At 43.2% G+C, this 15,092-nt stretch carries 12 protein-coding genes, 2 tRNA genes and 3 rRNA genes (1 of these 17 cut by a window edge); 5 read left to right on the forward strand and 12 right to left on the reverse strand.

Translation table 11 applies throughout. From position 1 onward, the window contains the following. Window positions 1-334: 334 nt before the first annotated feature. Window positions 335-1,318: an elongation factor P--(R)-beta-lysine ligase gene (epmA, locus tag NYR63_RS08210; RefSeq protein WP_279457089.1), complete on the forward strand. Its 984-nt coding sequence runs from the start codon at window positions 335-337 to the stop codon at window positions 1,316-1,318. 89 nt (window positions 1,319-1,407) lie between these two features. On the opposite strand, the gene dapF is transcribed toward epmA, so the two are convergent. Continuing rightward, a complete protein-coding gene (gene dapF / locus NYR63_RS08215; protein WP_279457090.1) occupies window positions 1,408-2,232 on the reverse strand; it encodes a diaminopimelate epimerase in 825 nt (274 codons plus the stop codon). 180 nt (window positions 2,233-2,412) lie between these two features. Between dapF and NYR63_RS08220 the strand changes: the two genes are divergently transcribed. Continuing rightward, a complete protein-coding gene (locus NYR63_RS08220; RefSeq protein ID WP_279457091.1) occupies window positions 2,413-3,735 on the forward strand; it encodes an anaerobic C4-dicarboxylate transporter in 1,323 nt (440 codons plus the stop codon). A 68-nt stretch (window positions 3,736-3,803) separates the two neighbouring features. Here NYR63_RS08220 and NYR63_RS08225 read toward each other — a convergent pair whose 3' ends face one another. Beyond that, window positions 3,804-4,175: a CrcB family protein gene (locus NYR63_RS08225; RefSeq protein ID WP_279457092.1), complete on the reverse strand. Its 372-nt coding sequence runs from the start codon at window positions 4,173-4,175 to the stop codon at window positions 3,804-3,806. Window positions 4,176-4,177: 2 nt separating this feature from the next. After that, a complete protein-coding gene (locus NYR63_RS08230) occupies window positions 4,178-5,242 on the reverse strand; it encodes an MFS transporter (RefSeq protein ID WP_279457093.1) in 1,065 nt (354 codons plus the stop codon). A 94-nt stretch (window positions 5,243-5,336) separates the two neighbouring features. Between NYR63_RS08230 and NYR63_RS08235 the strand changes: the two genes are divergently transcribed. Together NYR63_RS08235 and murQ are read left to right on the forward strand one after the other, a co-directional pair. Further along, window positions 5,337-6,446: an anhydro-N-acetylmuramic acid kinase gene (locus NYR63_RS08235; protein ID WP_279457094.1), complete on the forward strand. Its 1,110-nt coding sequence runs from the start codon at window positions 5,337-5,339 to the stop codon at window positions 6,444-6,446. A gap of 53 nt (window positions 6,447-6,499) precedes the next feature. Further along, window positions 6,500-7,414, forward strand: a complete 915-nt coding sequence (gene murQ / locus NYR63_RS08240; RefSeq protein WP_279457095.1) for an N-acetylmuramic acid 6-phosphate etherase — start codon at window positions 6,500-6,502, stop codon at window positions 7,412-7,414. A 69-nt stretch (window positions 7,415-7,483) separates the two neighbouring features. Here the strand turns inward: murQ and prmA are convergent, their stop codons facing one another. Next, entirely contained in the window at window positions 7,484-8,365 is an 882-nt protein-coding gene (gene prmA / locus NYR63_RS08245; RefSeq protein WP_279453240.1) for a 50S ribosomal protein L11 methyltransferase, read from the reverse strand. Window positions 8,366-8,498: 133 nt separating this feature from the next. Then, window positions 8,499-9,959, reverse strand: a complete 1,461-nt coding sequence (tldD, locus tag NYR63_RS08250; RefSeq protein ID WP_279457096.1) for a metalloprotease TldD — start codon at window positions 9,957-9,959, stop codon at window positions 8,499-8,501. Window positions 9,960-10,088: 129 nt separating this feature from the next. Here tldD and tilS point away from each other — a divergent pair, with 129 nt between their 5' ends. Continuing rightward, entirely contained in the window at window positions 10,089-11,348 is a 1,260-nt protein-coding gene (tilS, locus tag NYR63_RS08255) for a tRNA lysidine(34) synthetase TilS (RefSeq protein WP_279457097.1), read from the forward strand. Window positions 11,349-11,374: 26 nt separating this feature from the next. On the opposite strand, the gene NYR63_RS08260 is transcribed toward tilS, so the two are convergent. The 7 genes from NYR63_RS08260 to NYR63_RS08290 form a co-directional block, all read right to left on the reverse strand. Next, complete coding sequence (locus NYR63_RS08260; protein ID WP_279457098.1) at window positions 11,375-11,665, reverse strand: DUF5389 family protein; 291 nt, start codon at window positions 11,663-11,665, stop codon at window positions 11,375-11,377. Window position 11,666: 1 nt separating this feature from the next. Beyond that, on the reverse strand, window positions 11,667-12,560 hold the full coding sequence (gene xerD / locus NYR63_RS08265; protein ID WP_279457099.1) for a site-specific tyrosine recombinase XerD: 894 nt from the start codon (window positions 12,558-12,560) through the stop codon (window positions 11,667-11,669). A 113-nt stretch (window positions 12,561-12,673) separates the two neighbouring features. Further along, window positions 12,674-12,749, reverse strand: a tRNA-Trp gene (locus tag NYR63_RS08270). 49 nt (window positions 12,750-12,798) lie between these two features. After that, window positions 12,799-12,875: transfer RNA gene (locus NYR63_RS08275), tRNA-Asp, on the reverse strand. 12 nt (window positions 12,876-12,887) lie between these two features. Continuing rightward, a 5S ribosomal RNA gene (gene rrf, locus NYR63_RS08280) occupies window positions 12,888-13,003 on the reverse strand. 56 nt (window positions 13,004-13,059) lie between these two features. After that, window positions 13,060-13,175 (reverse strand): 5S ribosomal RNA (gene rrf, locus NYR63_RS08285). Window positions 13,176-13,282: 107 nt separating this feature from the next. Then, window positions 13,283-15,092 (reverse strand): 23S ribosomal RNA (locus tag NYR63_RS08290); it runs 1,089 nt beyond the window's last position.

Genomic DNA, 15,092 nt, shown 5'->3' on the forward strand with positions numbered 1-15,092 from the left:
CCAAAATAATAGATTATTAATCAATATAACTCGCTTTTATTGTGCCACTATTTTTTATGCAAGATAAGCGTATTTTGTATTTTTAGGGGGACAAAAAATCCGTTTTGTGATCTACCTCAAAAAAGGTAAATCAACTCATGGGCGTATTGATAATTACTCGTAATTATAGATAAGAATATATCTCATTTAGCGGTCTGATTTGCTTAAAATTTAGCAAACTATGCAACAAAAATTTTGTGGAAAAACGATCAAATTTACGATTCCGTAAAATTAGCTTTCGCAAAATAAAACAAATCTCGTTAGAATGAATTTTTTACGTCTAAAAATCATTTTTATGAACGAATTAACTTTAGAAAATATTGAATGGAAACCGACCGCTTCCATTCAAAACCTGATTAAACGTAGCAAAATTATGGCGGAAATTCGCCAGTTCTTTAAAGATCGCGGTGTATTAGAAGTAGAGACCCCCGCATTGAGCGAATTTTCCGTGACGGATGTACATCTTTCTACCTTCCACACACAATTTCTTTCGCCTTTTTCCAGTGAAGCGAAAACGTTACATCTGATGACCAGCCCCGAATACCATATGAAACGTCTATTGGCGGCGGGTAGCGGTTCAATTTTTCAATTATGTCGCGTGTTTCGTAATGAAGAAGCCGGCAAACGTCATAATCCGGAATTTACTATGTTGGAATGGTATCGCCCGCATTTTGATATGTATCGTTTAATCAATGAGGTGGATGATTTATTGCAACAAATTCTGGATTGCGAACCGGCGGAATCTTATAGCTATCAGTTCGTGTTCCAAACCTATGTCGGTTTAGATCCGCTGTCGGCAACCCGTGCGCAATTAGTAGAAAAAGCACGTAAGCACGGTTTTCCTTGTGAAGATGATGAGAACAGAGATACGTTGCTACAATTTCTATTCAGTGAGATTGTGGAAGCGAATATCGGTAAAGAGCGTCCGACTGCGGTCTATCATTTCCCGTCATCGCAAGCGGCACTGGCGCAAATCAGTTCGGAAGATCACCGTGTTGCGGAACGCTTTGAGGTTTATTACAAAGGCCTAGAATTGGCAAACGGCTTCCACGAGCTAAGTGATGCGAAAGAACAAATGCGCCGCTTCGAACAAGATAACATACACAGAACGCAAATGGGTTTACCGCCACAGCAATTAGATACTCGTTTTCTTGCCGCATTAAAAGCAGGCATTCCGAATTGTTCCGGTGTGGCGTTAGGTGTAGATCGCTTAATGATGATTGCGATGAATGCCGAAAAAATTGATGAAGTGATGGCGTTTGGTGTAGAAAATGCCTAGATAATTAAAAACCACGGAACACACGGACTACGCTGAATAAAATTTCCGTGCTATCCGTGTATTCTGTGGTTAAAAGTACTTAGTTTAATTTAGAGTTTAATAAAACCGTCATAAATATGGGTGGCATCACCGGTCATATATAACGGATGCCCAACACCCTCCCACTCAATTTGGAGCGAACCGCCGGGCAAATCTACCTGGACATTGTTATCTAATACACCTTGCATAATGCCTACCGCAACCGCACCGCAAGCACCGCTACCGCACGCCTGCGTTTCACCGGCACCACGTTCAAACACTCGTAATTTAATATGATTGCGATTCACCACTTGCATAAAGCCGATATTCGCGCGCTCAGGGAAACGATCATGATTCTCTAATAAAGGTCCGAGTTCATTAACCGGTGCCGTATTAATATCTTCAACTTGTAATACACAATGCGGATTCCCCATGGAAACCACCCCACATAATACCGTTTGTAAATCGGTTCTTAAAATATAGTTTTTCTCAAATTTATTTGCCGTAAACGGAATCTGTGCCGGCTCCCAAATCGGCTCGCCCATATTCACGCGAACTTTTTCTTCACCTTTTAAAGTTAATACCATTTTTCCTTTAGCGGTACTGACATGAATATCTTGTTTATTAGTTAAACCTTTGAGCGTCACAAAACGGGCAAAGCAGCGCGCACCGTTACCGCATTGTGCCACTTCACTGCCGTCCGCATTAAAGATTCGGTAATGGAAATCCAGCTCCGGGTCATATGGCGGCTCAACCAATAGCAGCTGGTCAAAACCGACTCCACGATGACGATCAGCCAATTTACGAATTACATCTTCGGTTAAATAAACGTTCTGCGTCACACCGTCAATCACCATAAAATCATTGCCAAGTCCGTGCATTTTTGAAAATTGCATATTATTTCCTATCATAAAAAAATTTAATTCTTAAATCTTATAGAGATTAGTTTTATTTATTGCTATATTACAGTTCCTTTTCAAAGCATTCGTTCCGCTTGAGAAGGTTTTTGATTTCTGAAAAGGTTTTGCCTCAAGTATGATGGCTTTTTTGATGAATTACAATGGAGTAATTAAATTATGTCCGCAATGTTTCTTTTGCAATTTGCCATAGTTTTACTATGTATTTTGATAGGTGCCCGTGTGGGTGGTATCGGTTTGGGTGTTTTCGGCGGTTTAGGTCTTGCAATTCTTTCTTTCGGTTTCGGTTTAAAACCGGCGGGTCTGCCGATTGACGTAATGTTCATGATTATGGCGGTAGTATCTGCTGCTGCGGCAATGCAAGCGGCCGGTGGTTTAGATTATATGATTAAAATCGCAACTAATATTTTACGTCGCAATCCTAAATATATTACTTTTATCGCACCGCTTGTTACGTGGACATTTACCGTATTAGCCGGTACCGGTCACGTAGCTTATTCCGTATTACCTGTTATCGCTGAAGTAAGCCGCCATAACGGTATTCGTCCGGAACGTCCGCTTTCAATGGCGGTAATCGCTTCTCAATTCGCTATCGTTGCCAGCCCAATCGCTGCGGCAGTCGTTGCGGTAGTTGCTTTCTTAGAACCGCAAGGTATCACTTTAGGTAACGTACTTTCGGTCACTATTCCTGCTACACTTCTCGGTTTAATGCTTGCCTGCGTATTCGTCAATAAAATGGGTAAAGAATTAAAAGACGATCCGCATTACCAAAAATTATTACAAGATCCGGAATACGTAAAAGCGAACAATACCAACACTAATCCTGCGGATGTTGCAATTAAACCGACCGCAAAACTTTCCGTAAGCTTATTCTTATTCGGCGCATTATTAGTAGTATTAATGGGTGCAATGCCTTCTTTACGTCCGGTATTCGACGGTAAACCGATGGGTATGGCACATACGATTGAAATCGTTATGCTTACTATTGGTGCGTTAATCATCTTCTTCTGCAAACCGGACGGCAACGAAATTACTAAAGGTTCGGTATTCCATGCGGGTATGCGTGCGGTAATCGCAATCTTCGGTATCGCATGGTTAGGCGATACATTAATGCAAGGTCATATGACCGAAGTGAAAGAAATGGTATCAGGATTAGTAGAAACTGCGCCATGGGCATTTGCTTTCGCTCTTTTCCTACTCTCTGTATTAGTAAACAGCCAAGGGGCGACAGTCGCAACACTTTTCCCATTAGCGGTTGCATTACACATTGACCCGACCGTGCTTATCGCAGTATTCGTTGCAGTAAACGGTTACTTCTTTATTCCTAACTACGGTCCGATTATTGCTTCAATTGACTTCGATACCACCGGTACCACTCGAATCGGTAAATATATCTTCAACCATAGCTTTATGTTACCGGGCTTATTAAGCATGGCATTCAGTATCGCATTCGGTTTATTATTTGCGAATATTCTGCTTTAATTAGTTAATAAACTAAATCAAAAAGCCCTCCGACTATTAAGTCGCGAGGGCTTTTGTTTGCAAGAAATTTAGAAAATCCGACCGCCTGTAAAAAAGCGTACTAGCAAAATTCCTAACACCGTACACAGGATTCCACCAATCAAATGTAAGCCGATTACGCTCAATGCTTGATAGTATTTTTCGGTAAGTAACTTTTCGCTCACTTCTAACGAAAAGCTCGAGAAAGTGGTGAAACTGCCTAGAAAACCGGTAATAAACAATAACTTCTGCCCGTCATTCAAATGCAGTCCGATAGCAATTCCAATTAAGAAGCAGCCGAGTAAATTGGCTAACAAGGTACCAAAAGCTAATTGACTTAGAAAACCGTTAAACCACACGCCTAATTGCCAGCGAGAAATTGCACCTAATACCGCACCGAGAGAAATCCAAAGAATAGTCATAGCTACACCAAAAATAAATGAGGAATTAGATTCATCACCACGACCGTGGCAATCGAAAGCAAAAGACGCGATGCACCGAAAATGAAGCCTCGATTGGTACCGTTATCAAATTTCACTAACAAATTCGCCATTGCCGTCAGCGCATACACCTCAATCACGGTAAAAACCACCAAATAGACATAAGCACTAAACAGCGAAATATAATGCAAAGTAATAAACCACGGCACAGTGATACCAATCGCTAACAACGGTGCGACCCACACTATTTGCTTTGCAGTTAAATTAATTTTGCGTGAGAAATAACTTTGTAGCGATACCGTCATCAAACCGTTCACAAATAATGCGATTGGGCTATGTTCCGGTGCAGCTAATTTGTTATCAAATAAAAACGGAAAAATGACAAAAAACGAAGTGGCAATTGATAGCGGAATAAACAACATCAAATGCACAAATAAAAATTCTTTGGTGATAATTTCTCGAATTTGCCCGAAACGGAATTTCACCAAACTTTGTAACGTTTGAATCTGATAAAACGGCTTGACCATCAGCGCAAATAGCACCGCCTCCATCGCAAAACAAACCCAAATTAATAACTCGATTTGCTCAAATTTAATAAACGGAATCACCAATAACGGTGCAAACATTGAAGACATACTGGTCACTTTCAGATATTTGCCCTGTAAACGGGTTTTCTCGCTATATTCATTGCCCGCCAAAGCCAGCAAACACGCCTTTGCATTGGTACCGAACAAACAGCTCCCCAGCCCGAAGCAAGTAGTCGCTAACAATAATAATCCGTAATTATCCGCCGAGAGGAAGAAAATATAAGCTAATACGTCCAGCAAACAGCCTAACAACATCATTTTGGCTAAGCCGTAACGATCGCCCCAAATGCCGGCTAAAATCGCCAACGCTTGATTACAAAAGAATAATAAAGACAACGAAAAAGCGATTTCGCTGTTGCTTAAGCCTTTTTTCTGTAAATAGATAAAAAACACGGTTTGCATTGAGAAAAATGCAAGAGTAGAGAAAAATCGTCGAATCAATAAAAGTTTTTGAAGGTTCATAAAGAGATAAATTTGTAAAAATCAGCCGAGATCTTACCGCTTTTATGCAGGATATTCGATATAATTCAACAAATTTTCCTTTTATCTGATTGTTATGACTAAAAATCTCTACCTCGGCGTGATGTCCGGTACCAGCCTTGACGGCGTGGATTTATGCGTGATGGATTTTGCAAAAAATCCGCCAAGATTGACCGCTTTCGGCTTTACACCTATGCCGGAAGATTTACGTACCGATTTATCGCAATTACTCAAAAGCGGCGAAACTTCGTTACAAAAATTAGGTGAAATCGATCACCGTTTAGGCTTGCTGTATGCCGAAAGTATCAACCGTTTTTTAGCCGAACATCAGCTCAGCGCAAATGATATTCAAGCGATTGGCTGTCACGGACAAACCGTATGGCATTCTCCAAACGGTAAATTGCCGTTTACCATGCAAATCGGTGATATGAATCTGGTTGCCGCTCACACCGGCATTACTACTATTGCGGATTTTCGCCGTAAAGATATGGCGGTCGGAGGACAAGGTGCGCCTTTGGTTCCCGCTTTTCACGAAGGGATTTTTACCTCGCCGGAACGCTTAACCGTGGTGCTAAATATCGGTGGTATTTCCAATATTTCGGTACTTGCACCACAGCAACCGACCATTGGCTATGATGTCAGTGTCGGTAATGCACTGATGGATTCTTGGATAGAATTGCATCAAGCCAAACGCTACGACAAAAATGCCGAATGGGCAAAAACCGGAATACTGATTCCGGAATTACTCGACAGTTTACTTGATGAGCCTTTTTTCAAATTACCTGCCCCGAAAAGCACCGGTCGAGAATTATTTAACCTTGAATGGCTTGCAAAAAAATCGGCAAATTTAACCGCTTATCACCCTGAAGATGTACAACGTACACTGGCGGAATTTACCGCACAAAGTGTAGTAAACGAGCTAAAAACCTTAGAAAGTGAGAAGCAATGCTTATTACTTGTATGTGGCGGTGGTGCACGTAACCCATTGTTAATGCAGCGTTTTAGTGAATTACTACCGAAATGGACGGTCACAACCACTAGCGAATATGGATTGGATATGGATTATGTCGAAGCCGCCGCTTTTGCCTGGCTGGCTTATCAACGTGTACATAATTTAGCAAGTAATCTACCAAGCGTAACCGGAGCAAAACAGCCGGTGAGTTTAGGGGTAATTTATCCTAAGTAATCACCTCCTCACTTGTATAAAACACCGAAAGTAAAAGGTGATTGGAGATAAAAATGTCAGAAAAAAATTTATTAACGGCGTTGTCAAAAATGATTACCGAACAACGCAATCCTAACTCAATGAATATCGATCAACTCTCTGCACTTGAGCTAGTGAAAGTGATCAATCAAGAGGATAAACAAGTCCCACTTGCGGTAGAAAAATGTTTAGCGCAAATTGCTCAAGCAGTCGAAAAAATCGTACAAGCATTCCAAAATAGGGGGCGTTTAGTCTATATCGGTGCCGGCACCAGCGGACGCTTAGGCGTATTAGACGCTTCGGAATGTCCACCGACTTACGGCGTTCCACCGGAAATGGTGGTCGGCATTATTGCCGGCGGTGAACGGGCGTTACGCCACCCGATTGAAGGAGCGGAAGATAATACGGAACGAGGCAAAGCCGATTTACAAGCGGTCAATTTTTCACAAAAAGATATATTGGTCGGCATTGCAGCAAGCGGACGTACCCCTTATGTGATTGGTGCGTTAGAATATGCCAAATCTTTGGGTGCGACTACCGTTTCTATTGCCAGCAACCCGAATTCAGCGATGGCGCAAATTGCAGAGATTGCGATTGATACGGTTGTAGGGCCGGAAGTGCTAACCGGTTCAAGCCGTATGAAATCCGGCACGGCACAAAAACTGGTATTGAATATGCTGACTACCGCATCCATGGTGATGATCGGCAAATGCTATTCCAATTTAATGGTCGATGTGCAGGCAAGCAACGAAAAACTCAAAGCCCGTGCGATTAAAATCGTGATGGAAGCCGCCGAATGTGATCGAACGATTGCCGAAAATACGCTAAAAATTGCCGAAAACAACGCAAAATTAGCCATTATGATGATATTAAGTGATTCGGATAAAACGACTGCCGAACAATTACTTGCTGTACATCACGGAAAACTGCGTCAAGCACTCGCCAAATAAGGCATAAAAAAGCGGTCGGATTTTGCAAATTTTCTACAAAATCCGACCGCTTATCTAAAACCGATTAAATTATTTCTTCACACCGGTAATACGGCACCACTCTTCTTTTTCTACCACCGGATCAAGATTGAAGTCCGGCGCATAGGCTTCGCAAACCGATTCCGCTTGCGTTGCTAAAATACCAGATAAACCTAAATCGCCTTGCGGTTTCACCAAGGTAATGATATTTGGTGCCAGTTCTTTCAGCGGGCCGGCAAGAATATTCGCCACCACCACATCGGCTTGTAGATCTTGCGGTTGATCTTTGGCTAAGAATAACTGTAAACGATCCGCCACACCGTTTGCTTCGGCGTTATTGGTCGAAGCTAAAATCGCCTGCGGGTCGATATCAATCCCGATCGCTTGTTTTGCACCGAGTTTAAGTGCCGCAATCGCCAAAATACCTGAACCGCAACCGAAATCGATCACCGTTTTACCGGTTAAATCTAAGCTATCTAACCATTGTAAACAAAGTGCAGTAGTCGGGTGTGTACCGGTACCGAAAGCAAGCCCTGGATCAAGCATCACGTTCACCGCATTCGGATCCGGCACTTCACGCCAGCTTGGGCAAATCCATAAACGTTTACCAAATTGCATTGGGTGGAAGTTATCCATCCACTCACGTTCCCAGTCTTTATCTTCGATTTGCTCAATCTTATGTACAAAATCCGCTTCAACTAAACGGCTAGTAATTAATGCTTCAACAATTGCTTTCATATCGGTTTCCGCATCAAATAAACCCACTACGTCCGTATTACCCCATAAACGGGTTTCACCCGGTAGCGGCTCAAAAATCGGTGTATCCTGACTATCCATAAAAGTTACCGATACTGCCCCGATTTCTTCTAAAAAATCACTGATTTGCTCTGCCTGTTTATCCGTACTATTTAAACGAATTTGTACCCATGCCATATTATTTTTTCCTTATTTTTTACCTGCTTTCCTTAAAACGAAACCAGATAATTTGCAAAATATCAGTCAAAAATGACCGCTTGTTTCCTATATAAAGAAGATTTTGTTAATTTCGCGAGTAAGATCGCAAAATTTACCCTCGTCCGCCAACCGTAATCTTATCTAATTTCACTGTCGGTTGACCTACACCAACCGGTACGGATTGCCCTTCTTTACCACAAGTGCCGATACCTGGGTCGAGTTCCATTTTCTTACCGACCATTGAAACTTGCTGCATAGCGTCAATGCCGCTGCCGATTAAGGTTGCGCCGGTAACCGGTTTAGTGATTTTACCTTTTTCGATTAAATAAGCTTCTGCGGTTGAGAACACGAATTTACCCGAAGTAATATCCACCTGGCCGCCGCTGAAATGCGGTGCGTAAATACCATAATCGACCGATTCGATCATTTCTTCAAAACTGTGCGAGCCTTCCGTGAGATAGGTATTGGTCATACGAGGCATTGGCAAGTGCGCATAAGACTCACGGCGACCATTACCTGTCGGTGCAACACCCATTAAACGAGCGTTAAGTTTATCTTGGATATAACCTTTCAAAATACCGTTTTCGATCAATACGTTACGTTGAGAAGGTACGCCCTCGTCATCTACCGTAATCGAACCTCGCACATCCGGTACCGTACCGTCATCAACGATAGTACAAAGCGGCGAAGTGACTAACTCTCCAATTTTGCCGGTAAATAGCGAAGATTCTTTACGGTTAAAGTCTCCCTCTAACCCGTGCCCGACCGCTTCATGAAGTAAAATACCCGGCCAACCGGCACCTAGTACTATCGGCATCGTGCCGGCTGGTGCCGGCATTGCACCTAAATTGACTAATGCCATACGTACCGCTTCTTTCGCCAGATAAACCGCTCGAGTATCGCCGGTCATTTCCCCATTAACCACCTGCGGCTCAAAGAACCAGTTTAAGCCGAAACGTCCGCCGGCACCGGCAGAACCTCGTTCACGTTTACCATTTTCTTCTACCAATACCGAAACTGATAAACGCACTAATGGGCGAATATCCACTGCAAGCGTGCCGTCTGTTGCCGCCACTAACATCTCTTCATAAACCGCTGAAAGCCCTGCATTAACTTGAATCACTCGAGGGTCTTCCGCACGCGCGACTTTATCGACTAAATGGAGTAGCTCAACTTTTTGCTCACGGCTTAACGTATCCAACGGATTGACCGAAGCATAACGTTTGATCGCATCCGTTTGTTTGAAACTTTTTACCGATAATTGACCGCTTGCATTAGTAATCGAACGGGCTGCGGTTGCACATTGTTCAAGCTGGCTCAAGCCGATTTGGTCTGCATACGCAAAGCCGGTTTTCTCGCCTGATACCGCACGCACACCAAAACCACGGTCAATATAAAAACCGCCCTCTTTGATAATCGAATCTTCTAACGACCAACTCTCATCTTGGCTTAATTGAAAATAGAGATCCGCATAATCAATTTGGCGATTCGCAAAATGATCAAGCACTTTACTCAAGTGCGATAACTCAAGCCCGCTTGGTGCAAGCAAGCCTTCTGAAACTTGATTTAACATTGTTTTTCTCTTCTTAATAAAATTCTTTAAATTTTAACATATTAAATCCGGCTCTCACTGCTCTTTTTCAAAAAGAGCCACTGAATAATGATAGAATGAGGAAAATGACCGACATAGATAAGGCGCAATATGTTATTTGATACACTTCGAAAACAATTTAAACACTACTTCCCGACACAGCGAGATTTTGTACTTGGCTTAAGCGGTGGTATTGATTCGATTGTGTTATTACATTTGTTAGCCGAATTACAGATCAACCTAAGAGCGGTACATATTCACCATGGGCTTAGTCCTAATGCCGACAGTTGGGCAGCTTTTTGTGAACAAATTTGCAAGCGGTTAAAAATCCCGTTTATTTTGCAAAAGGTTACCGTGGATCGCAGTGAAGGTATCGAAGCCGGCGCCAGAGCGGCACGTTATCAGGCAATAGGGGAAATCATTCTGCCTAACGAAGTGTTAGTGACCGCTCATCATCTTGATGATCAAGCAGAAACTTTCTTGCTTGCCTTAAAACGTGGCAGTGGAATCAAAGGACTATCGGCAATGCAAGCGGTCGGATTTTGGCAAAATTTTACCATTTTTAGACCGCTTCTTAATGTGAGCAAAGCGCAAATCGAACAATATGCGCTGCAACAGCAATTAACTTGGATTGAAGACGAAAGTAATCACGACAGCCATTATGACCGCAATTTTTTACGCAATGAAGTGTTACCGATTGTAAATCAACACTGGCAGCATTTCAGCCAAATGGTGGCTCGTTCTGCACAGCATTGTGCCGAACAACAAATGCTATTGGAAGAATTGCTCTCTCAAGAATTACAATACTATGCGGATTTTTCGGAAAAGCGTTTAAATATCGAAGCGTTTCCACAATTTTCTTTGGCGAAACAACAACAATTGATCCGTTTGTGGTTAGAAAAATGCGGCGCACAAATGCCAAGTACGGCACAACTGATGCAAGTAATTCAGCAAACAATTTATGCGGATGCCGATAAAAATCCCCAGCTTAAATTAGCCGATTTTTGGATACGCCGTTATCAACATCATTTATATTTAACCGGCGACTTACTCGAAATAAACGATTTTTGTCAGCCGCTCTGCGTACAACAATCGTTAATGTTACCGGATGGAATCGGCAAGTTACAACATTTAGGCGACAGCATTATTTACCAAAAGTCAGACAAAATTGACCGCTTGTTATTGCCGGAAGCGTTAGTGAATGCTCCTCTGCAAGTGAAATTAGCGCATCAAGGTAAAGTCAAACAGTATGGCAAGCCAATGCGAGAAGAAATGAAGAAACGCTACCAACAAGCGCAAGTTCCGGTTTGGCTACGGAAACGTACACCACTTATCTTTTTCGGCGATCAGTTAGTTTTTCTTTGCCATTAAAAAACCTGCTTTCGCAGGTTTATGGGTTATAAGGATTGGATAATATAGCCAAGTAAGGCATAAAACCCAATAAAAGAAAGTATCAACAAACCTCTAGCCAATGCTTTTTGCGATTGATGCAGCTTATATAACAGCAATGCAATCACAAATAAGACAAGCGGATAAATCCAAAAAGCTATCGAAAACCAATTAACTTGTTCCGGGCTTAACGCTAAACTGGAAAATTTGGGAGAAACCAGTAATGCAAGCGGCCATAATGCACAAGGTAAGCAAAGTAATGCTAATGCCCAATTAAATTTAGATGATGATTTTTGCATATTATCCTCGTGGATGAAATTTTTGGTGTAATGATTTTAGACGTGCTTTAGCCACATGTGTATAAATTTGTGTGGTAGAGAGATCACTATGTCCCAACAACATTTGCACGACTCTTAAATCTGCACCGTGATTAACCAAATGTGTTGCGAAAGCATGACGCAATACGTGTGGAGACAGTTTCTCACTATCAATACCTGCTAAAACGGCATAATGTTTTATTCTATGCCAAAATGTTTGGCGTGTCATTTGCTGCCCACGGCGGCTTGGAAATACAACATCTGATTGTGTATTGTTCAATAACATTGCACGTCCATGCTGAAAAAACTCTTGAATCCAATAACTTGCTTCTTCACCAATTGGCACTAACCTCTCTTTATCCCCCTTACCCACAACACGTACGACACCTTGACGTAAACTCAGATTATCTATATTGAGTGACACCAGTTCGCTAACGCGTAACCCGGTTGCATAAAGTAACTCTAACATCGCTTTATCACGTAATTCGACCGGATCCAACGTATTCGGGCAATCAAGTAAATCCATCACTTGTTCTTCACTTAACGATTTCGGTAAATGAGCCGGCTTACGCGGAGAAGTTAAAGTGAGAGTAGGATCGTCTTGACGATAATTTTCCGTATATAAAAAACGGAAAAATTTACGCAAACAACTGAGCATTCTAGCTGAACTAGTTGCCTTATAGCCCAGTTCCAATCTTTCTCCCAAGAATGCTTGCAAGTCAAAATGATCTAAAGTAAGAAATGCTTTAGGCGTAGGTAACCATTCGGAGAAGGATTCCAAGTCTAAACGGTATGCAGCCGACGTATTTTCAGATAATCCGTGTTCTTGCCATAACGTATCTAAAAACTGTTCGATAATAGGATCTAAATTTTTCATGAAGCTACTTTTATTCCTAGATATTCTATTATTCTAACAGAATAACTTCACTTTAGAGAAAAGTACAAATATGCAAAAAGCCGACTAGCGTAAACTAATCGGCTTCTTAAATATGGCAGGGGCGGAGAGGCTCGAACTCCCAACACCCGGTTTTGGAGACCGGTGCTCTACCAATTGAACTACGCCCCTATTGGTATCATATATAGATAAAGCGAGTAATAACTCGCTTTCAGATAAGTGGCGGAACGGACGGGACTCGAACCCGCGACCCCCTGCGTGACAGGCAGGTATTCTAACCAGCTGAACTACCGCTCCGCAAATTTAGTAGATTAACAGTGCCCTACTCTCACATGGGGAAACCCCACACTACCATCGGCGTTACCGCATTTTACTTCTGAGTTCGGAATGGATTCAGGTAGAGCCACGGCACTATGACTGTTAATCAAATTCTGTGCTTATTAACTTAACTCACTTAGTTAAAATAAGCTAAGGTAATAAGACCCGACGATGCTCTACTCTCACATGGGGAAACCCCACACTACCATCGACGTAACGGCTTTTCACTTCTGAGTTCGGAATGGATTCAGGTGGGACAACCGCACTATTGTCGTCGGGAAATTCGGTTTAAATTCGAAACAAGCTGTTCACTGATTTTCTAGTCTTTAGTCTTTCGTTCTTTGTTTAGTTTCTTAACTTCACGCCCAAAAACACTTGAGCGTTGTATAGTTAAGCCTCTCGGGCAATTAGTATGTGTTAGCTCAACGTATCACTACGCTTACACACCACACCTATCTACGTCGTAGTCTCCAACAACCCTTACAGTCTTATAGACTGGGAGAACTCATCTTGAGGCAAGTTTCGTGCTTAGATGCTTTCAGCACTTATCTCTTCCGCATGTAGCTACCCAGCAATGCCTCTGGCGAGACAACTGGAACACCAGTGATGCGTCCACTCCGGTCCTCTCGTACTAGGAGCAGCCCCTCTCAATTCTCCAACGCCCACGGCAGATAGGGACCGAACTGTCTCACGACGTTCTAAACCCAGCTCGCGTACCACTTTAAATGGCGAACAGCCATACCCTTGGGACCTACTTCAGCCCCAGGATGTGATGAGCCGACATCGAGGTGCCAAACACCGCCGTCGATATGAACTCTTGGGCGGTATCAGCCTGTTATCCCCGGAGTACCTTTTATCCGTTGAGCGATGGCCCTTCCATTCAGAACCACCGGATCACTATGACCTGCTTTCGCACCTGCTCGACTTGTCTGTCTCGCAGTTAAGCTTGCTTATACCATTGCACTAACCTCACGATGTCCGACCGTGATTAGCAAACCTTCGTGCTCCTCCGTTACGCTTTGGGAGGAGACCGCCCCAGTCAAACTACCCACCAGACACTGTCCGAGACCGCGTTCCGCAATCTTCGTTAGAACATCAAACGTTAAAGGGTGGTATTTCAAGGACGCCTCCACAATCACTGGCGTGACTGCTTCAAAGGCTCCCACCTATCCTACACATCAAAATTCAATGTTCAGTGTCAAGCTATAGTAAAGGTTCACGGGGTCTTTCCGTCTAGCCGCGGGTACACCGCATCTTCACGGCGATTTCAATTTCACTGAGTCTCGGGTGGAGACAGCCTGGCCATCATTATGCCATTCGTGCAGGTCGGAACTTACCCGACAAGGAATTTCGCTACCTTAGGACCGTTATAGTTACGGCCGCCGTTTACTGGGGCTTCGATCAGGAGCTTCTCTTGCGATAACACCATCAATTAACCTTCCAGCACCGGGCAGGCATCACACCCTATACGTCCACTTTCGTGTTTGCAGAGTGCTGTGTTTTTAATAAACAGTTGCAGCCAGCTGGTATCTTCGACCGGTTCAACCTTCGTGAGTAAATCACTACAATCTACGCCGGCGCACCTTCTCCCGAAGTTACGGTGCTATTTTGCCTAGTTCCTTCACCCGAGTTCTCTCAAGCGCCTGAGTATTCTCTACCTGACCACCTGTGTCGGTTTATAGTACGGTTTAGATAAACCTGAAGCTTAGTGGCTTTTCCTGGAAGCGTGGTATCGGTAACTTCATCTCCGTAGAGACTCGTCATCACTTCTCGGTGTTATGTACATCCGGATTTGCCTAAATGTACCACCTACCGGCTTAAACAGACATCCAACAGTCTGATTACCTAACCTTCTCCGTCCCCACATCGCAGTTTATCCAAGTACGGGAATATTAACCCGTTTCCCATCGACTACGCTTTTCAGCCTCGCCTTAGGGGCCGACTCACCCTGCCCCGATTAACGTTGGACAGGAACCCTTGGTCTTCCGGCGAACGAGTTTTTCACTCGTTTTGTCGTTACTTATGTCAGCATTCGCACTTCTGATACGTCCACCAAACTTCTCAATTCAGCTTCATCCGCTTACAGAACGCTCCCCTACCCAACAATGTTTCCATTGATGCCGCAGCTTCGGTGACTAGTTTTAGCCCCGTTACATCTTCCGCGCAGGCCGACTCGACTAGTGAGCTATTACGCTT

The sequence above is a fragment of the Actinobacillus genomosp. 1 genome (assembly GCF_029774175.1).
Lineage (GTDB): Bacteria > Pseudomonadota > Gammaproteobacteria > Enterobacterales > Pasteurellaceae > Actinobacillus.

Excerpts from the sequence above, each read along its gene's own strand:
- epmA (WP_279457089.1), top strand. The coding sequence starts at position 335 with ATGAACGAATTAACTTTAGAAAATATTGAATGGAAACCGACCGCTTCC.
- dapF (WP_279457090.1), bottom strand. The coding sequence starts at position 2,232 with ATGCAATTTTCAAAAATGCACGGACTTGGCAATGATTTTATGGTGATT.
- NYR63_RS08220 (WP_279457091.1), top strand. The coding sequence starts at position 2,413 with ATGTCCGCAATGTTTCTTTTGCAATTTGCCATAGTTTTACTATGTATT.
- NYR63_RS08225 (WP_279457092.1), bottom strand. The coding sequence starts at position 4,175 with ATGACTATTCTTTGGATTTCTCTCGGTGCGGTATTAGGTGCAATTTCT.
- NYR63_RS08230 (WP_279457093.1), bottom strand. The coding sequence starts at position 5,242 with ATGAACCTTCAAAAACTTTTATTGATTCGACGATTTTTCTCTACTCTT.
- NYR63_RS08235 (WP_279457094.1), top strand. The coding sequence starts at position 5,337 with ATGACTAAAAATCTCTACCTCGGCGTGATGTCCGGTACCAGCCTTGAC.
- murQ (WP_279457095.1), top strand. The coding sequence starts at position 6,500 with ATGTCAGAAAAAAATTTATTAACGGCGTTGTCAAAAATGATTACCGAA.
- prmA (WP_279453240.1), bottom strand. The coding sequence starts at position 8,365 with ATGGCATGGGTACAAATTCGTTTAAATAGTACGGATAAACAGGCAGAG.
- tldD (WP_279457096.1), bottom strand. The coding sequence starts at position 9,959 with ATGTTAAATCAAGTTTCAGAAGGCTTGCTTGCACCAAGCGGGCTTGAG.
- tilS (WP_279457097.1), top strand. The coding sequence starts at position 10,089 with ATGTTATTTGATACACTTCGAAAACAATTTAAACACTACTTCCCGACA.
- NYR63_RS08260 (WP_279457098.1), bottom strand. The coding sequence starts at position 11,665 with ATGCAAAAATCATCATCTAAATTTAATTGGGCATTAGCATTACTTTGC.
- xerD (WP_279457099.1), bottom strand. The coding sequence starts at position 12,560 with ATGAAAAATTTAGATCCTATTATCGAACAGTTTTTAGATACGTTATGG.